Source organism: Bacillus sp. RC242 (assembly GCF_044908245.1).
In the GTDB taxonomy this organism is placed as follows: domain Bacteria; phylum Bacillota; class Bacilli; order Bacillales; family Bacillaceae_G; genus Bacillus_A; species Bacillus_A mycoides.
Window position 1 is genome coordinate 20,708 of the sequence record NZ_JBIYCZ010000016.1, and the last position, 17,738, is coordinate 38,445.

The 17,738-nt window shown below is 35.8% G+C and carries 19 protein-coding genes and 1 riboswitch; of the genes, 5 read left to right on the forward strand and 14 right to left on the reverse strand.

The features are described from left to right. Positions 1–12 precede the first annotated feature (12 nt). Positions 13–1,191: an MFS transporter gene (locus ABH957_RS23905; RefSeq protein WP_404455405.1), complete on the reverse strand. Its 1,179-nt coding sequence runs from the start codon at positions 1,189–1,191 to the stop codon at positions 13–15. A gap of 140 nt (positions 1,192–1,331) precedes the next feature. Between ABH957_RS23905 and ABH957_RS23910 the strand changes: the two genes are divergently transcribed. Both ABH957_RS23910 and ABH957_RS23915 read left to right on the forward strand, forming a co-directional pair. Then, positions 1,332–1,793, forward strand: a complete 462-nt coding sequence (locus ABH957_RS23910; RefSeq protein ID WP_002125351.1) for a MarR family transcriptional regulator — start codon at positions 1,332–1,334, stop codon at positions 1,791–1,793. Between the two features lie 130 nt (positions 1,794–1,923). Continuing rightward, positions 1,924–2,778, forward strand: coding sequence for a patatin-like phospholipase family protein (locus ABH957_RS23915; RefSeq protein WP_002140445.1), 855 nt, complete (start codon positions 1,924–1,926; stop codon positions 2,776–2,778). 144 nt (positions 2,779–2,922) lie between these two features. On the opposite strand, the gene ABH957_RS23920 is transcribed toward ABH957_RS23915, so the two are convergent. The 4 genes from ABH957_RS23920 to ABH957_RS23935 form a co-directional block, all read right to left on the reverse strand. Continuing rightward, entirely contained in the window at positions 2,923–3,912 is a 990-nt protein-coding gene (locus ABH957_RS23920; RefSeq protein WP_404512344.1) for an ABC transporter permease, read from the reverse strand. Further along, entirely contained in the window at positions 3,896–5,383 is a 1,488-nt protein-coding gene (locus ABH957_RS23925; protein ID WP_404455411.1) for a sugar ABC transporter ATP-binding protein, read from the reverse strand. Before ABH957_RS23925 ends, ABH957_RS23920 begins: the two co-directional genes overlap by 17 nt. After that, positions 5,380–6,492, reverse strand: coding sequence for a sugar ABC transporter substrate-binding protein (locus ABH957_RS23930; protein ID WP_404455414.1), 1,113 nt, complete (start codon positions 6,490–6,492; stop codon positions 5,380–5,382). Before ABH957_RS23930 ends, ABH957_RS23925 begins: the two co-directional genes overlap by 4 nt. A gap of 87 nt (positions 6,493–6,579) precedes the next feature. Beyond that, positions 6,580–6,685: riboswitch (SAM riboswitch) on the reverse strand. A 92-nt stretch (positions 6,686–6,777) separates the two neighbouring features. Beyond that, a complete protein-coding gene (locus ABH957_RS23935; protein ID WP_002029878.1) occupies positions 6,778–8,079 on the reverse strand; it encodes an NCS2 family permease in 1,302 nt (433 codons plus the stop codon). A 224-nt stretch (positions 8,080–8,303) separates the two neighbouring features. Between ABH957_RS23935 and ABH957_RS23940 the strand changes: the two genes are divergently transcribed. From ABH957_RS23940 to ABH957_RS23950, 3 genes are all read left to right on the forward strand, one after another. Beyond that, positions 8,304–9,170, forward strand: a complete 867-nt coding sequence (locus ABH957_RS23940; RefSeq protein ID WP_404446433.1) for an SDR family oxidoreductase — start codon at positions 8,304–8,306, stop codon at positions 9,168–9,170. A gap of 374 nt (positions 9,171–9,544) precedes the next feature. Further along, a complete protein-coding gene (locus ABH957_RS23945) occupies positions 9,545–10,306 on the forward strand; it encodes a L,D-transpeptidase (RefSeq protein ID WP_404455417.1) in 762 nt (253 codons plus the stop codon). 163 nt (positions 10,307–10,469) lie between these two features. After that, a complete protein-coding gene (locus ABH957_RS23950) occupies positions 10,470–10,721 on the forward strand; it encodes a hypothetical protein (protein WP_002029881.1) in 252 nt (83 codons plus the stop codon). A gap of 32 nt (positions 10,722–10,753) precedes the next feature. Here ABH957_RS23950 and ABH957_RS23955 read toward each other — a convergent pair whose 3' ends face one another. The 9 genes from ABH957_RS23955 to ABH957_RS23995 all read right to left on the reverse strand — a co-directional run bounded on the left by ABH957_RS23955 (position 10,754) and on the right by ABH957_RS23995 (position 17,557). Continuing rightward, positions 10,754–10,969 (reverse strand): DUF1540 domain-containing protein, encoded by a 216-nt coding sequence (locus ABH957_RS23955; RefSeq protein WP_002029883.1) that lies wholly within the window; start codon positions 10,967–10,969, stop codon positions 10,754–10,756. A 72-nt stretch (positions 10,970–11,041) separates the two neighbouring features. Further along, positions 11,042–11,497, reverse strand: a complete 456-nt coding sequence (locus ABH957_RS23960) for a thioredoxin family protein (protein WP_404455420.1) — start codon at positions 11,495–11,497, stop codon at positions 11,042–11,044. 12 nt (positions 11,498–11,509) lie between these two features. Continuing rightward, a complete protein-coding gene (locus tag ABH957_RS23965) occupies positions 11,510–11,929 on the reverse strand; it encodes a disulfide formation protein C (RefSeq protein WP_002125372.1) in 420 nt (139 codons plus the stop codon). 165 nt (positions 11,930–12,094) lie between these two features. Continuing rightward, on the reverse strand, positions 12,095–12,343 hold the full coding sequence (locus ABH957_RS23970; protein WP_001195459.1) for a YhdB family protein: 249 nt from the start codon (positions 12,341–12,343) through the stop codon (positions 12,095–12,097). Between the two features lie 121 nt (positions 12,344–12,464). Beyond that, positions 12,465–12,974 carry a PCYCGC domain-containing protein gene (locus tag ABH957_RS23975; RefSeq protein WP_002125374.1) on the reverse strand — a complete coding sequence of 170 codons (510 nt, stop codon included), beginning with the start codon at positions 12,972–12,974 and terminating at the stop codon, positions 12,465–12,467. A gap of 45 nt (positions 12,975–13,019) precedes the next feature. Beyond that, positions 13,020–14,129, reverse strand: a complete 1,110-nt coding sequence (locus ABH957_RS23980) for a GerAB/ArcD/ProY family transporter (RefSeq protein ID WP_002029888.1) — start codon at positions 14,127–14,129, stop codon at positions 13,020–13,022. 12 nt (positions 14,130–14,141) lie between these two features. Then, positions 14,142–15,224 carry a spore germination protein GerYC gene (gene gerYC / locus ABH957_RS23985; RefSeq protein WP_002140451.1) on the reverse strand — a complete coding sequence of 361 codons (1,083 nt, stop codon included), beginning with the start codon at positions 15,222–15,224 and terminating at the stop codon, positions 14,142–14,144. Then, the gene (locus ABH957_RS23990; RefSeq protein WP_404455424.1) at positions 15,221–16,726 is read right to left on the reverse strand and encodes a spore germination protein; all 1,506 of its coding nucleotides are present in this window, start codon (positions 16,724–16,726) and stop codon (positions 15,221–15,223) included. The genes gerYC and ABH957_RS23990 overlap by 4 nt, the downstream gene beginning before the upstream one ends. 234 nt (positions 16,727–16,960) lie before the next feature. Then, positions 16,961–17,557, reverse strand: coding sequence for a hypothetical protein (locus ABH957_RS23995; protein ID WP_002087481.1), 597 nt, complete (start codon positions 17,555–17,557; stop codon positions 16,961–16,963). Between the last annotated feature and the right edge of the window lie 181 nt (positions 17,558–17,738).

Sequence of the window (17,738 nt, forward strand, 5' to 3'; positions counted from 1 at the left end):
TCTATAGGTCTCTTAAGCTCTTTGTGCAGCATGGGAATGTAGCATTTTCATTGCGTGTAAAACTATAAGTAGAAATATAATTGCCCCTAGGAAGAAAATCCAAAAGTAATTTTGATTAAATAAAAGAAACCCACCTACAATAGGCCCTGTACCCATACCAAGATAGCGAATGAAGTTGTACATACCGATGGCAGTTGCGCGTTCTTGTACGAATTCTTCCGTTAATAAAGTAGTGTGAGTCGGCATAGAAAGTCCCATACTAAAACCGTATAAAGAGGTAACGATAATTACGGATGGGATATTGATGCTATATGTGAAAGAGAATAAAGTGACACATATAATGTTGAAGAAACTAGTGATGAATAAAGCCAGCCTTGTTGTGAAATGTTTTTGCAAAAATTTGTAGCAATAGCTTCCTAACATAAGAGAAAGGGACATCGGTACAAACATAAGACCAATTTCGCTTGCGCTTAGATGAAATATATTTGTTAATATGCTAGGTAAAAAAACGAGGAAACAGAAATATATACAAAATTGAATAAAGCCAATAAGTGTAATGGAAAATCCAGTTTTATTTTTTAAGATAAGCCAGTAATTCTTTTTTGCTTTAGATTTCTCAATTACATTTGGTTTTGTTTCTGGAAGTAGTGAAATGTTTATAATTAATAAGATGATGCCAATTGTAGATAAAAAAAGAAATACAGATAAGTGGCCATTTATACTGCCGAGATAGCCACCTATGAGAGGACCGATTGCAGGTGCGAGAGCAAGTAACATTTGATAAAGGCTCATCGCTTCTCCGCGTTCTTTTCCTTCAAATAAATCACCGATAATCGTTGCTGCAACTACAGGTATAGCCGCTATTCCTATAGCTTGAACAGCTCTAAAAAATAGAAATAAGTAAATGTTTGGTGAGAAAGCACAACCAATTGAGCCGATTGTACTAATGATTAAACTAGGGATAAGGACAGATTTTCTTCCCTTTGTATCAATTAAAGGTCCGTATATGAGCTGCATAACCGCAAGAACGAATGTGAAAAGTGAAACGGTTAAATTTATAAGATAAAGAGAAGTATGAAACGAATTTTGAATCATCGGCAAGATAGGTGTATAAATATTTTGAGCGAAGGAACCGAGTAAGGCACTCATACAGACAACATATAAAATGAAATTCAGTTTGGTTTTTTCCATAATGTTAACCTCCTTGTCATTTGGTTTCCTTGGAAACTAAATTAATTTTAACATGATTTTCTCACTTGTAAAGATGAAAAAATGATTTTAAAATGGTATATAGTTAAATTGTTTCTTTGGAAACTTAGGAGGCGAATGGATTGGAACGTACAGCGAAACAAATGGAAATACTTTCGGATATTCGTACACTTTTTCATAAAAAAGAAGAGCATTTGAAAGAAAATAATGAGAAGTTTCTTCGTGAGACAGGTGTAAGTGGTATGTCTTTATCTGAGTTACATGTTATCGAGTGTATCGGAAAAAATGGTCTGATGAATGTAACTGCTATTGCAACAGAAATGGGAATGACGAAAGGCGCAATCTCTAAAATTTGTACAAAGTTGTTTCAAAAGCAATTCGTTGAGAAAATGCAAATGTTAGATAATCAAAAAGAAATTTTCTTCCGCTTAACGGAAAGAGGAAATGAAATATATAAAGCTCATGAAAAATTGCATAAACAAGCTGAAGAAAAGTGGCTGTTACTTTTAGATGGATATACGAAAGAAGAGCAAGATTTTATTCAAAGGTTTATAAAGGATGTCTCTGGTCATTTGGAAATATAATTGGAAGAAAAAACCCCTCCATTTCAAGCCTTTTCAATATAATTTCTGAAAGAACTCATATATAATAGAAAAAGATACTTAACATAGTGAATAATTAAAGAGTCAATATATATAAAGAGGAGAGAATAACATGCTTGAAAATACGGGGTTAGTATTAGAAGGCGGCGGTATGCGTGGTGTATATACGGGCGGGATATTAGAATATTTTATGGAACAAGATTTATATTTTCCATATGTAATTGGTGTATCAGCTGGTGCTTGTCATGCAGCGTCGTATCTTTCCAGACAAAGAAATAGAAACAAAACAGTAAATATTGATTATGCATCACATCCGCAGTATTTATCGTATAAAAACTTGTGGAAAAAACGTCAGCTATTTGATATGGAATTCATTTTTCATGAAATTCCAGAAAAGCATGTACCGTTTGATTTTGAAACATACTTTAATAGTCCAGAGCGTTTCCTTGTAGGAACAACTGATTGTGAAACAGGACAGTCTGTTTATTTTGAAAAAGAGGGAACGAATGATGATGCACTAAATTTATTGCAAGCATCTAGTTCATTACCTTTCATTGCACCGGCAGTAAACTACCGAGGTAAGCAATTGTTAGATGGCGGGATTTCAGATCCGATTCCAGTTCGTAAAGCACAGGAAGATGGATTTAAAAAATCAGTCGTTATTTTGACGAGAAATCATGGTTACGCGAAGAAAAAATCAAAATTTGGTTGGATTGCAGCAAAGGCTTATAAGAAGTATCCAAACCTTGTAAATACGATGCTGAATCGTTATGAAGTGTATAATGAAACACTTCACTACATTGAAAAAGAAGAGCAAGCTGGTAATTTATTTGTTATTCGCCCAGAAGTGCCGCTTCAAGTAGATCGTATGGAAAAGGATACGGCTAAATTACAAAGTTTATATGAGCAAGGCTATGAAGATGCAAAGAGACAATTTGCAGATTTACAGGCGTTTTTGCAAAAATAATAATTAGGCTGCGGAGAAGGAGTTCTCTGCAGCCTTTCTAGGGAGTACGGTAATAGCAAATTTCCTCTTGCTTCTTGCATTGAAAGTAGTTCGTGTGATTGTTGCAAAAGAAAAGTAGAGCATCGGAATTCGACGCGCTACTTTTTATTTACGCTTCTTTTTAATAAATGAAAAGGCTAAAGCTGCAATTAAAATACTGCCTTTAATGATATCTTGCGCATAATAAGGAACGTTCATCATTGTAAGGCCGTTTAATATGATTCCAATTAATACGGAACCAAGAAATGTTCCGATGACATTTGGTTTCTTAGCACCGAACATTGCATAACCGATATAGGCAGCTGCAACTGCATCCATTAATAATGGGGCGCCAGCTGAAACTTGTCCTGTTCCAACGCGGCTACATAAAATAATACCGCCAATAGAGGCAAGTAAACCGTTAATCATATAAGCATATACACGGTAACGATCAGTAGGAATACCAGCTAGTCTAGCAGCTTCTCGATTCCCACCTGTCATATAAAAGAAACGACCGTACGTTGTTTTTTCTAAAAATACATATGCAATTAAAACGACGATAAGCATGATAATGACAGGGACTGGAATTCCTAACACAGAACCTTGACCGATAAATAAAAAGGATGGAATAAAATGTCCTTTGGCACCAGACATTCCTTCATAAATAGAAGATCCTTTTGAAAATGTTAAGTGTAGTCCATTCACGATATACATGATACTTAATGTAGCTAGTAAATCTGGTAGTTTAATTCGGATAACGAGTAGTGCATTTAATAATCCAACTAATAGTCCACAAAGAATAGGAATAAGGAGTGTGACTATTAGTTCTTGTCGATATAAAACGAGACAAGAAGCCGCGGTAATTGTGGCTAAACTAGCGGTAGAGCCGACTGATAAATCAAATCCATCTACAATTAATGTAAAGGTAACGCCAATTGCGAGTAACGTTACAATAGAAATAGAACGTAAAATATCACTAATATTGTTGTAGGTTAAAAAAGAATCGTTGGCGATAGAGAAAAAAATTGTAACACCTATAATGATAGCAATCGTGCTAAATTGATAAAAAAGATGGGTAGGTAAATATAACTTCTTAGTTTTATGAATGAGATTCAATGGAAAAGCTCCCTTCAGATAAATGTAAAAGCTGTTCAGGAGATAGGTCATTCGGCAAGTACTCACCTACAAATTCGCCGTTTGCTAGTATGAGAATACGATCGGCGATATGTAGCGCTTCATCTTGTTCTCCTGTGAAATAAATTACGGAATTTCCGCCATCTGTAATGTTGCGAATGGATTGAAAAATGTCTTGTTTCGCAGCGACGTCTACACCTTTAGTTGGCTCGTCCAAAAGAAATAGATTAGGTTTGAATCCATTCCACTTTGCAATCGAGACTTTTTGTTGATTTCCACCGCTAAGTGAATGAATAAAGGCTTTTGGATCATTTGGTGAGATGCCGAAAGTAGTAATTGCCGCAGTAGCATTATTTAATTCGGTTTGTTTTCGTCTCCAACCTGATTGGTGTAAATTTGTGTGACTTATAATGTCTTCCGAAAGAAATACGCCTTGTTTTCTTCTTTCTTCTGGTACAAGTGCAATTTTCGCTTTAATCGCATCCCGCGGTGTTTTAATCGCTATATTTTGACCGTCGATTTCTGCTTGATAAGTATGACGGGCACCAAATAAAGTTTCAGCAAGTGTTGTTTTTCCGCTTCCAATTAATCCGTATATCACAACAGTTTCTCCTTTTCGTACTGTAAGAGAAAGCGGAGGATGGTCTTTATGTAATTGAAGTTCTTGTACTTTCAATATTTCTTCGCTCCCGAGTTTTGGTGTTGTATTAATAGGAAGTGTAAGTTGTTTTCCAGTCATTGCTTCAACAATTTGTTGATCCGTAATCGTTGTAATGGCTTTAGAAAGTGCAACTTTACCTTTATATAAAACAGTTACTTCATCCGCAAATTTTCGAATCTCTGATAAACGATGAGAAATCAGGATGATGCCAATTCCTTTTGATGTTAAATCTTTTAATAGTTTCCCAAAGGTTTCGACTTCTTTTGGTCCAAGAGAAGAAGTTGGCTCATCTAATAAAAGATAATTTGTATTGTTAGATAGAGCTCTTGCGATGAGAAGTAATTGTTTTTCATGTAATGAGCAGTTTGAAACATCTTCAAGAATATTTAAGTCGGCCTGTACAGCTTGCAAGTATTGTTTAGCGAGTGCCACTAATTTTGATTTTGAAAATAGTGCTTTATTTTGCATTGCTAAATGATCGATTAGTACATTTTCTAATACAGATAATCCAGGAATAAGTCCGTGATCCACTTCTTGTGTTACGAAAGAAATACCATGCTTTTTTGCATCGCGTGGTGAAGTAAAGGAAATAGACTGATTATCAAGTTTTATATTCCCAGCAACTGGTTGAATTTCACCAGTTGCTATTTTTAGTAAAGTACTTTTTCCTGCACCATTCATTCCTAGTAAAGCGTGAACTTTTCCTTTTTGTATGTTAATAGAAACATTTTCTAGTACAGGGGTAGAGATGTGATAAGAATGTGTAATGTTTTGAAGAGAGAATGTCATCATTTTTTCTCCTTCTCTAATTTTTTCATCCAAGGTGAATATGCATCTTTCGAGTCTCCCCAACCGTTTATATGTTTTGATAATTGATCCATCGTTATATTTTCTTGTGGCAAACTATTTTTCTTTACTAAATAAGGTTCTAGTGAATAAATATCTGGCGTTTGTTCACCAGCGATTTTCTTGTATAAGAAACGCACTTGAACTTTACCGACTTCAGCTGGATCGGTTGCAGCCGTAGCAGTCCAAGGTGAATTTTCTTTTTGCATGAGTTGTAAGTCTTCATTACTTAAGTCAATGCTGTATACTTTTATATCTGTACGACCAGCTTGTTCGAGTGCTTTGACGGCCCCCTTAGCAAACTCATCCCACGAAGCGAAAATAGCTTGTAAATAACCTTTTTTCGGATATTTTTTTAGTAAAGCCTCTACTTGTGTTTGCGTATCAAGTGGTGTGTTATTACTAGCGGTACCAAAGCGTGCAACTTCTTTTATATTTGGATAACGTTTATAAAAAGCATCAATGATAACATTGCGACGTTCCATTGGAGCAAATCCGCCAACCCATACGACGGCGATATTCCCTTGTCCATTCAGATCTTCCGCTAACGTTTTTAATGATTTCCATGCAAGACTATAGTCATCTTGATCAATAATCGTTACGCCTGGTAAGCGTAGGTCGTTATCAAATGCAACTACAGGAATATTCGCTTGTAATGCTTTTTCTACTCCGGGTTTTAGTGCTTCAGAGCGACCGTGATCAATTAAAATACCATCAACTTTTGAATTAATAGCAGTATCTAGATTTGCTGCCATTTTTGCTAAATCATTATCAGAATTGTAGACTTGCACACTGCCGCCGAATAGCTCGACTTGTTTTTTGACACCCTCAATATATTGAGAGGAAAAAGTTCCGATGGACATTTGCATAATTAATGCGATTTTTAATGGGTTTTTTACTTGGCTTGGAATTTCTGTTTGTAAATGATTTGCTGCTGTAGTAGCTTCTTTCTTCACCGTTTGTTGCTTTTGTGAAGAGATAGCATCTTGTTCATTTGTGCAAGCTGTTAATGCGAGTAAGAGAATAATGAGTACGGTGGAACATAATTTTTTCATAAAAAAATCCCTCCTAAATTAAGAAAAGAGAGGAGGGAGTGAAAATAAAAACGTCTTTTCATATAGAAAAGACGTCTTATCATATTACTCTTATCTTTCAACACAATGTGTTGTAAGAATTAGCACCGTGCCCATAAATGGGTCGGTTGCCGGGCTTCGTAGGGCTCATCCCTCCACCTGCTCTTGATAAGACATCGAATATTTAACTATTTCGAATTATTCCATAAGTGTATGCTGTTGTCAAATGTTTTTTTGTAAATAAAAAATCCCTCTTTATGAGGGATTTTAATGTGGTAAGAAAACTAATTGATAAGCGAACAAGATCCCGAATAAATACACAAGTGGGTGAACAGCACGGAATTGTCCTTTTGCAACTTTCATAAGTGGGTATGAAATAAATCCAAGTGCAATACCTGTTGAGATACTTGATGTAAGTGGCATGCTTAAGATTACTAAAAATGCTGGGAATGCTTCATCGAATGTATCCCAATCGATGTGGCGAACTGAGCCCATCATAAGACTACCAACGATAATTAGTGATGGTGCTGTAATAGCTGAAACGCCAGAAACAGCGCTCACTAACGGTCCGAAGAATGCTGCTAATGCAAATAGAACAGCTACTGTAACAGTTGTTAAACCAGTACGACCACCGGCTGCAACACCAGCAGATGATTCAATGTAAGCTGTTGATGGTGTTGTTCCGAACATAGCTCCAATTGTTGCTGAGAATGAGTCAGATAGAAGAGCTCGTCCTGCTTTTGGAAGCTTTCCATCTTTCATAAATCCACCTTGTTGTGCAACGCCAAGTAGTGTACCTGTTGTATCGAATAGTGTAACAAGGAAGAATGAGAACACAACGCCGTATAATCCGTAGTTAATTACATCAGATACAGCAGTAATTGGATTTGAAACGATAATTCCTTCTGGTAATCCAGGCATTGATGTAACGCCGCTTGAAAATGTTAATTGACCTGTGAAGTAAGCGATAATACCAGTTAATAACATTCCGATAAATAGTGCCCCGTTTATATTTAAAGACATAAGGATAATTGTAATTCCAAGGCCAGCTAATGCTAGTAGAACTGGAGCAGAGTGAAGATCGCCAAGCCCAACTAAGTTTGCATCATTTTTTGTAACAATTCCCGTTAAGCGCAAACCGATAAAAGCAATAAAAAGACCGATACCAGCAGTAAGTGCATGTTTTAAGTTCTCAGGAATTACTTCCATTAATTTCGTACGGAAAGATGTGAATGATAACAAAATTAAAATCATACCTGCTACGAATACAGCAGAGAATGCAATTGCGAAAGTCATGCCTTCATGGGCTTTTACAACAGAATAAGAGAAGTAAGCATTTAATCCCATACCTGGTGCAATTGCGATTGGTAAATTAGTAAAGATCGCCATAAATAATGTTCCGACAACAGCAGCGATAATTGTAGCTGTAAATGCTTGTTCAAACGGAACACCTGCATCCCCAAGGATGACAGGGTTTACGACAATGATATATGCCATTGTTAAAAAGGTAATAATACCTGCCATAATTTCAGTTTTAATAGAAGTTTTATGTTTTGAAAGGTTAAACATATAAACATCCTTTCTTTTTACGAATAATTTTCACAACAGTTATATATAATATTCGTTTTTTAACTATTTTGCAATAGTTTTGCATAAAAACTTTAGAACAACTCATATTTTATGTCGTAAATTCGAATATTAATCGTAAAACTGTGTGTGAATTGCGGTTCTTTAATGTGTAAGTAGTTTTTTTTATTGTGCGCATTATAAGGGGAAAGGAGTTGAAGGAAGTTATGCCGCAGCAAAAAAACTTTTTAACAATGCCAGCACAACATCAAAATAAACAACCTGGTATTGAATCGTTAATGAATCCTCTTCCAAAGTTTGAAGATCCAAGTTATAAAGGAAGTGAAAAGTTAAAAGGAAAGAATGTATTAATTACAGGAGGAGATAGCGGGATTGGAAGAGCTGTTTCTATCGCTTTTGCAAAAGAGGGAGCAAATATTGCGATTGCTTATTTAGATGAGGACGAAGATGCAACTGAGACGAAACAACTTGTGGAAAAAGAAGGCGTGAATTGTGTATTATTGCCGGGAGATTTGAGTAATGAACAACATTGTAAAGAGATTGTAGAAGAGACCGCCCAGCAGCTAGGGGGGCTAAATGTTCTTGTGAATAACGTCGCACAGCAATATCCGCAGCAAGGACTAGAGTATATTACAGCGGAACAGCTAGAAAAAACGTTCCGTATTAATATTTTTTCTTATTTTCATGTTACAAAAGCAGCACTCTCTCATTTAAAGCAAGGGGATGTAATTATAAACACGGCATCTATCGTTGCGTATGAAGGAAATGAAACGTTGATCGACTATTCTGCAACGAAAGGAGCAATTGTCGCTTTTACAAGATCGTTATCTCAGTCGTTAGTACAAAAAGGAATTCGTGTAAATGGTGTTGCACCAGGCCCAATTTGGACACCGCTTATTCCATCCAGTTTTGATGAGAAAAAAGTATCACAGTTTGGGAGTAATGTTCCTATGCAAAGGCCTGGTCAGCCGTATGAATTAGCGCCTGCATATGTATATTTAGCGTCTAGTGATTCGGCATATGTGACAGGGCAAATGATGCATGTAAATGGTGGAGTAATTGTGAATGGATAGTTTTCATTTATAAGAGCAAAGTAAAGCTAATTGCATTTATCCCGCATTAACGGGCAGTAAAATTCCACCTCAAAATTCAGGTGGAGCACAGAAGTTAGGTGGGAGATTAACTGCCCGTAAATGCCCGATTGGTGAAGGCTAATAATCAGTGGGGGATGGACAAAACCCCCACTGATTAAAGTTTCACTTTATCCCGCTATTTGCGGGCAGTAAGATTCCTACCTCAAAATTCGGCGAATGCAAGGAAGTTAGGTGGGAGATACCTGCCCGTAAATGCCCGATTGGTGAAGGCTAATATTCAGTAGGGGATGGACAAACCCTCCCACCGAGTAAAATTTCACTTTATTATGATGTTAGTGCTAGGGAGGATTTAGATGAAGAAAGTATGGTTTATCGTAATCCTATTTTTCTGCCTGCCAGCTAGCGTTTTTGCTAATACAGATCATTTAATATTAGTTAACCTTACGACGAATCAGCTGTCTTTTTTTGAAGATGGAAACTATACTAAGACATTTCCGATAACGACAGGAAGAGACAGGACCCCGACGCCTGAGGGTAATTTTTGTATTATAACTAAATATAAAAATAAAGAATACCATCGTAAAAAAATAGCTGGGGGTGCTCCGAATAACCCTCTCGGTACGAGGTGGTTAGGTCTAGATAAAAAGGAATATGCAATTCATGGAACAAATCGGGAATGGACGATTGGAAGCAGGGAGTCGAATGGTTGTATTCGCATGCACGATCGGGACATACAATGGTTATACGACCGGGTACAATTACAGACGAAAGTAATTATTTCTCGTTTTCATACGAGTCCCGAATATGAAGCGTATAAGCTTGGTTATCGGGTTGTGAGTTGGAATGGTCGTAAAGTAGAAGAAGAACAAATTGGAATGCTTACGTTAGTAGATCGTGTAAATATATATTGGCAAGAACCAAGTGGACAATTGACGAAAGTAAAAACAGTATTGCCAAATGAAAGATACACAGTGTATTCCAAACGAAAAGATGGAACCTATTATATAGGAAACAATTTGTATATTGTAGATGAAACAGGAGAAAAAATTCGTTATGAACAATTACCTTATTCGATTTTAAGTAACCTATATAAACGGAAATATAATGTCCCGTAATAGCTACCGTAAATAGACGGTAGCTTATTTGTGATGAAGTTTAGTTGGTTTTAATGATTTCATACCAATCGCGCGCCTGTAAATAGTGAGATGAAAAAATTGAAACAGCAACTATTATGTTTTGCTGAATATAATACAGTACAGACTGGGGGGCGGTCACATTATGAAAAGTGAATTTGCATTTAAAATTTTCTTAATCACGACTTGTTTATTTATCGTGTATTTATATGCGTTACTCGTCTTTTCCTTTTATGTTCCATATATTGATTTAATATTGTTCGTCGGATTTATTTGGGCATTTGTTAAAGCGAGGGAAGGGGAGAAGAGTGTATATCGACGCATTACTTTATGCGGGACGGTCCTTCTCGTTATTTTGTACTTTTTTATGATGCATGATGTTTGGAGAGGAATGTAAAAAAGCATACGACTAATCGTATGCTTTTACGTTTAATATTTCGGTTTAAATGTATGACAACACGTTTCTACACTCGTTGTTACAGAACTTTCAAGCGTCTCGTTTGTTAAAGTAGCGTTTGTATATGAACTGTTTTCAATTTGACCTGCTTCTTGTGCATCAGGTTGAACAACGATTGCACTTGCTTGACAAAGGTTACCTTGTCCCCAAAATGAGCAATTGGAAACAGAGCATTTCACTTCTGGCATAAAACCCCCTCCTTATACATTAGTGTGGGAGTTTACACGCATTTCATGTATAGAAGGAGTTTCCTTTTCTTATTATTTTTTCGTTTGCTCAAGCCACTCTTTTAATTTGTCTTCCGGTTGTTCGCCGCTAATACGGCTCACTTCTTTACCATCTTTAAAATGAATGATTGTTGGAGTTCCTTTAATTTTATATTCATCCCAAGGAGCATCTAATTTTTCAATATCCATAACTTTCATATCAACATTCAAGTCTTTAGCCATTGGTACTACGATAGGAGATAGCTTTTGACAATGAACGCAAGATGTTTGATAAAAGTATACTGTTTCTTCTTTTTCCTCTTTTAAATTCTTTTGGAGATCTGAAAGAGAGATTTTATTTGTATAGTAGTCAGGGCCATTTGTCTTACTATCAGTAGCATTATCAATTTTTTGGCTTGTTGAAGCATTTTTTTCTTCCATTTGTGTTACAGCGAAAATTGCTGCAAACAAGGCGATAATAATACCGCCAAATATAAGCATTTTTTTCATTCTTTCATCTCCTTATTTGTTTTTAATTACGATGAAGCTACAAACAGCGATTGTGATAAAGCCGATAAGTGCTAAAAACGGGATTGTCACAAAGCCGAACCAGTTTATGTATTCTCCCGTACAAGGTACGCGGCCGCAAGCTGCCCCAGCAGCTGAAAATGCTGCGATTTTTTGAATTGCATAGTGATATAAAGAAATACAAGCACCAATACTTGCGATTGGTAAAGAATAACTTGCAATGCGATAGTCTTTCTTTACTACAGCGATACCGAGCCATAAAACAAATGGATACATAAAAATACGTTGATACCAACAAAGGACACAAGGCTCAAATTTCATAATTTCGGAAAAGTATAGACTTCCTAATGTAGCAATAAACGAAGCTCCCCATGCAGCAAATAAAGCATACTCTTGCTTTTTTTCTCGTCCCATATTTTATACCTCACTTATAATAGTTACATACTAAATTATAGTATGAAGTGGTAGGGAAAAGAAAGAAAAAATATGTTTATCAATAAAAGTTTTATAAGGAGAAACTTTTATTGATATAAACATTTTAAAAAAGCGCTATTCTCATAAAGAGAATAGCGCTATATTTTACATTTGAATTTGCTCTACTTCTTCTACATGTGACTTTTGGGATGCGTGGTCAATATATTGAAATAGGAGCTGCAATTGTTTATCAACTTCTGGTAGTTCTTTACTGTATTGATAAGCGTGTAAAAAATGCTCAATACGCTTAGAAAATAATTGATCGTTCGTTTGAACCATGAGAACGAGTAATTTATCCCAATTACAGCAATACGTGTAATAGAGAGCTTTATCATAGTCGTTATATGTTTGCACTGTGTACCCTCCTTACCGAGGAGTTATATATAGTGTGTGACAAGTAAGGAGAAATACACTTGAAAGAATTTGTTAAGAAAAAAGGTGAATGAAAAGAGAAAAAGGAGGGATTTCCTCGTTTTTATGCTTTTGGCATTGGCGTAGGTGTTGGCTTGCCATACCCTTCTTTGTATTTATTGTCGATATAGTTACGAATTTCGAGCGTTGATTTTCCTTTTTGTTTCATGGAAGCCGATTCAACCGCGATTTCTAGACAGTTGACACAAGTTGTTGCGTGGGAATCCCAAACAACTTCACCATTCTTTTTAATTTCACGAATAAAGCAGTTTTTATTGTTTTTATGTCCTACACTCTCACCGCAACCGCAGTAACATGGAATCCAATCTAATAGCTCTGCATTTTGTCCAGCGACAGTGTAGATATCTTTCATTTGCGGATCAAGCTTGTCTAGGAAGGTAGGGAGTGTGTCGACTCCTTTTGTCTTTTCTTGAATATCAGCTTGCTGAGTATGTGATGCGTGGTCATGCTCTTCTTTTGATTCAGAAGATTTTTTGTCATTTGTACTAGTACTCCCGCATCCAACAAGAATTAGGCTCAGTACTGCAAGTAAAGAAAATACATACTTTTTCATTCGCTTGTCCCCTTTACAAATGTATTAATCAAATTGTATCAAATATCATGGTGTGTCGGGTGAAGATTTTTTCGACTGATTTTTGAAGCGCCATCGTAGTGAATGGAATAGAAATAAAATTGGGATATAAGCGTATACAATATATAAACCAGCTTGAGACAGTACTGTATTTAATGTATTGATACTTTCACGGTTTGTGAAAAATAAGGATGAAATAAATATAGCTGCAATAAAAAATGGAAGTGTAATTTTAAATGGTACGTGAAAAGACCTTTTACTAATGCAACAAGAAGACCAAATTGTTAAACAAAGATTAGGTAAAATAATAAGATACCACATGAAAATAATGATGTACTCAAACCTTTGGATAAAAGGAATCTTTATGATTTTTAGCATTGTTAATGTTGGCCAAATTGTATGATGTAGTTGTCCTTGGCTATAGTACATAAGGGAAACAATGGCTAGTATTACGTATAGAATTGTTGTAAAAGCAATACCACCGTGCGCCCATTTATTTAATGATTTTTCTTTTTTTATAAATGGATAAAAAACAAGAATTGCTTCAAATCCAAGAAATTCTAATGCAGATGATTTCGCTGCAGTTAGAATTTCTAAAGGTGAATGAGTTAGAATTGGGAGAATGTTACGGACATGCGCGTATTTCATTGGGAAAACTAAGAAAAATAGGACGAAAATCGGTATTACGACGCCCCAAAAACATATTCCTGTTACAGAGCGAAAACCACCTTTAATTACGTAGTAAGTCACAAGTAAAAATAATAAAGTTAATTTCCACGGTTTAATTGTAGGGAAGACCCAAACTTGAATGACTTCAATATATGTACGAAGGACAGTAAGGCAAAATAATAGAAGGTATGCAGCAAAGCATACGGACAAAAATGTTCCAATCCACTTTCCGAAACATGTCGTATGAATATTCATTAAATCATTATCTTTTTCTAACATTTTAAGCATGCAAAATAGCACGATATGAGTTGCAATGCCCGCAACAATAAGAGAAATCCAAGAATCATAACCGGCATATTGCGCAATAATCCTTTGGTATCCTAACACACCTACTCCAATTTGAAGGGAGTGTAATAGAAGAAATGTGAAATAAGGGGAAACAGTATGTGTTTTATCTTGTCCAGCCATTACAGCACCTCACTATTCTCCGATACCAGATTGCACGACATTGATTTGCACATGAACAGCAACGTCTACATTAGGGTACATTTCTTGAATTTGTTTTATAGTCCATTTTCTTGAATGACTACGAATTTCTTCTTGTATACCTATCGGATCGATTTCTTTTTCTTGGAATTGTTTTATTAATTCGTTTAAATGCTTCTCAAGCGTTTTTTCTACATGTTTTTTTACGTAAGTTATATTTTCGTGCTTTGCTAAATCGAGCCAGTCGGGAGCATTTTTTATAAGTCCGTTTAACTTTAAGTGGATGTTAACTTTCGGAATGTCACCGTTTTGGGAAAGAGAACAAAAACTTTTCCCGGATAAGTTTTGAGTAGCGATCAATCCTTTATGCTTACCTTGACGTATCGGAACTTCGTAACGACCATTTTTAGTTGGATTAATGAGTAGTTTTAATAAAAAAGATCCTTTTTTATCTGTGTACATAACCACTTTATCCTTTTTTAAAAAAGCAATTCCTTTAATGGAAGCAGACTTGTCTTCATCAACTTTAATATAAGGAAGAAATGGATCGCATCCAGATGAATAAAAGTTATATAAAAAAATATTTAAAGCTGTCCGAGGGATTGTCTCGGTTTCTATATTTTGCTCCAGTAAATCAGATAGATATAGCGATCCATTCGTTTTGACATGTTTAAGTAATTCTTCTGTTGAACCATCTACAAGCGCTAGTTGCACATCTCGGCCAATATTAGGATCACGTTGTAAGTTGTTAATAACATCCCCAATTCCACGTTCACCAAATGATTTTCCAAATAGGACAACACGCATTTGACCTACAGCGATCGTATGTGGTGATTTGGCGTTTAGAAGTGAAGAAATTGTTTCAATTGTATCTGCGGTAGTTGACTGAGTTTCTGGTTTTGATTGAACGCCTTTTGTGTAATCGGGATATAAGATTGTCCCGCGAAATTTTTTATCTTTCGTTATATCAAATCCACCTATATGAATCATTCGCTGTGTGTCTACTATATTCGGTTGTGTACAGCCGGATTGGAAAATTAAAATGATAATGGAAAAGCATAATAAAGTATTTTTCATTTCTCTTCACCATCATGTTTTTCTTTCGCTTTGTTTGGATCATAGCGCCATTTCTTTTTTGGTCTTAGAAAAGAGGCACGTCCTGCAGTTTGACTAAATGGCAAGCGAAAGAGACCTTCTGCCGTTCCTAAACCGCGAAATGGATATAGAGGTAATAAATAAGGTGATCCAAGTGATTTTAAGCGAATTAAATGAGCTAATATGAGTACGAATCCTACAATGAGACCTAAGCCCCCAAATGCACCAGCTAAAAGAATAAGTGGAAATCGTAGTATCCGGATAGTAGAAGACATTTTTACAGTTGGTGTTGTAAAAGAAGCGAGTGCTGATAAAGCAACTGCAATTAATAAAATGGTACTCGTTAAAGCAGCCTGAACAGATGCTTGGCCAATTACAATCCCGCCAACGATGCCGATTGTTTGTCCAACTTTTGTAGGTAATCGTGCTCCAGCTTCACGGAGCAATTCGATTGTGATTTCTAAAAAAAGTGCTTCTAAAATGGGCGGAAAGGGTACATTAGCTCTTGAAAAAATAATCGGACCTAGTAAATCCGCAGGAATCATTTGATAGTGATACGTTAATACAGCTGTATAAATAGCTGATGAAAATAGCGAGAATGCTGCTCCGAAAAAGCGAACCATTCGAAGAAAGGAGCCTGCTATCCATGGTAAATAATAATCTTCTGGAGATACGAAGAAATCGAGTAATGTCGCCGGTCCAGCTAATGCATAGGGTGAACCATCTGTTAAAATGACAACACCGCCATTAATGAGTGCATAAACAGAACGATCTAAGCGCTCTGTAGGTAGTAAAACAGGGAAGGGAGAGTTACTATTATCGCTAATAAATTGTTCGATCATAGTCGCATCGAAAGGAACATCAAAGTCAATGCCTTGTAGGCGCTGCATTGCAGTATTGACGTGCTGATCATTTGTAATGCCTTCGATGTAAGCAACTACGACCTTTGTTTTTGATATAGAACCAACTATAACTTCTTTGAAAACTAATTGTTCTGTTACGATATTTCGCCGAAGTAAGTGTATATTTGTATCGATATTCTCAACGAAGCCTACTTTTGGACCGATGACACTATATTCATTCTCTGTATCGTTATATAACCGTGTACCTAAAACCGAACTTTCAGCACGAATAAGTGCATATTCTGCTGAGTGAGAATCATTTTTTAGCTGAATAAGTACATACCCACTTAATAATTTTTCACGAATATCATCAATAGAAGGGGCGGTGATGATGTCCTCGAGTGTTACGATATTTGCTATATCACTTATATTTTCAATGTGATCTAATTCTCTTTTAATAGGTGTTAAAATGAATCGATTAATGAGGAGTGATTCAGCTGTAGATTTATAATAAAACAAACACAATGTTCCATCGTCTACTACGTTATAAGACACGAAATCACTGGATTCTTTCATAGTGTGGATAAACTCCGGAATAGAACAGAGTGCTTTTTTCTTCTTTTTAGATGATACACGGAACATTTCCTCACCCCTTACACACATCATTTACTTGTGTTAGTTTTTGGGAAAGACGGGAATTTATACTTGAAAATTGAAAGTTCATAAAGTGAAGGCTAATAATCTGGATTTTACGGGCAGCACGACTCCCACCTAACTTCTTTGCTCCAGCCGAATTTTGAGGTGGGAGTTTTACTACCCACAAATAGCGGGATAAAGAAAAGGAAGAGTATTGAATATCTCTTCCTTTTTGACAGGCTAATTTGTTTTCTTTTCTTTAATAGACTTCACTAATTTAATCATTTCTGCCCGTATATCTTCTTTTTTAACATTTAATTTTTCCGCAATTTGTTTAATATCCATCCCATCTTTTTTCATTTTTAGTACATCGTCAAGAGGGGTATTACTTTTTTGAGAGATGATTGTTAACACGGTAAGTTGGCGTAAGCCGATGTTATATTCTTTCATTTTTTGTTTCAGTCCATCTGGTGTGGACTTTTGCATATTTGCTAATTTTTGCAGTAGTGCTTTTTTCGTTTCTTTATTCATATGATGCTTTTTCAATTTACTTGGGTCTACACCGAAATGCTCGGCTGTTTTCTCCCAAGATTTATTTTGCTTATAGTAAGCTAAAACGTCCTTAATTTCTTTTTTACTTATTCTTGCAATGTGGGCAGCTTTCCAAATTTCATGTTTATTATAGCCGAGTTTTTCGAGCGACTGCATTTCTTCTTCTGAAATAGGCTTATGATGGTGCATTGTTACTTCTTTTGGCGTGGCAGCGGAAGCAGGAAAGACAGATATCCCGCACAATAATGCTGCCATAGTCATACTTACTGCGATTTTCTTGTACATATAAACTCCTCCTAGATGGATAATGTGGAAAACTTACACATATCATTTCCATAAAATGTGAAAAACTTGTGAACAAGTTAAGTTTTTTTATTCACAGTATAAAAAGAAGTTTTTCATGGTTTTCCAACATAAAACATTGATTAATAGTGAAAAACTAGGTTATAATCGAAATTGAAAATCA

Bases quoted from the DNA above. Each gene is read 5' to 3' on its own strand.
- ABH957_RS23905 (WP_404455405.1), bottom strand. From the start codon at position 1,191: ATGGAAAAAACCAAACTGAATTTCATTTTATATGTTGTCTGTATGAGT.
- ABH957_RS23915 (WP_002140445.1), top strand. From the start codon at position 1,924: ATGCTTGAAAATACGGGGTTAGTATTAGAAGGCGGCGGTATGCGTGGT.
- ABH957_RS23925 (WP_404455411.1), bottom strand. From the start codon at position 5,383: ATGATGACATTCTCTCTTCAAAACATTACACATTCTTATCACATCTCT.
- ABH957_RS23930 (WP_404455414.1), bottom strand. From the start codon at position 6,492: ATGAAAAAATTATGTTCCACCGTACTCATTATTCTCTTACTCGCATTA.
- ABH957_RS23935 (WP_002029878.1), bottom strand. From the start codon at position 8,079: ATGTTTAACCTTTCAAAACATAAAACTTCTATTAAAACTGAAATTATG.
- ABH957_RS23940 (WP_404446433.1), top strand. From the start codon at position 8,304: ATGCCGCAGCAAAAAAACTTTTTAACAATGCCAGCACAACATCAAAAT.
- ABH957_RS23945 (WP_404455417.1), top strand. From the start codon at position 9,545: ATGAAGAAAGTATGGTTTATCGTAATCCTATTTTTCTGCCTGCCAGCT.
- ABH957_RS23950 (WP_002029881.1), top strand. From the start codon at position 10,470: ATGAAAAGTGAATTTGCATTTAAAATTTTCTTAATCACGACTTGTTTA.
- ABH957_RS23955 (WP_002029883.1), bottom strand. From the start codon at position 10,969: ATGCCAGAAGTGAAATGCTCTGTTTCCAATTGCTCATTTTGGGGACAA.
- ABH957_RS23960 (WP_404455420.1), bottom strand. From the start codon at position 11,497: ATGAAAAAAATGCTTATATTTGGCGGTATTATTATCGCCTTGTTTGCA.
- ABH957_RS23965 (WP_002125372.1), bottom strand. From the start codon at position 11,929: ATGGGACGAGAAAAAAAGCAAGAGTATGCTTTATTTGCTGCATGGGGA.
- ABH957_RS23975 (WP_002125374.1), bottom strand. From the start codon at position 12,974: ATGAAAAAGTATGTATTTTCTTTACTTGCAGTACTGAGCCTAATTCTT.
- ABH957_RS23980 (WP_002029888.1), bottom strand. From the start codon at position 14,129: ATGGCTGGACAAGATAAAACACATACTGTTTCCCCTTATTTCACATTT.
- gerYC (WP_002140451.1), bottom strand. From the start codon at position 15,224: ATGAAAAATACTTTATTATGCTTTTCCATTATCATTTTAATTTTCCAA.
- ABH957_RS23990 (WP_404455424.1), bottom strand. From the start codon at position 16,726: ATGTTCCGTGTATCATCTAAAAAGAAGAAAAAAGCACTCTGTTCTATT.
- ABH957_RS23995 (WP_002087481.1), bottom strand. From the start codon at position 17,557: ATGTACAAGAAAATCGCAGTAAGTATGACTATGGCAGCATTATTGTGC.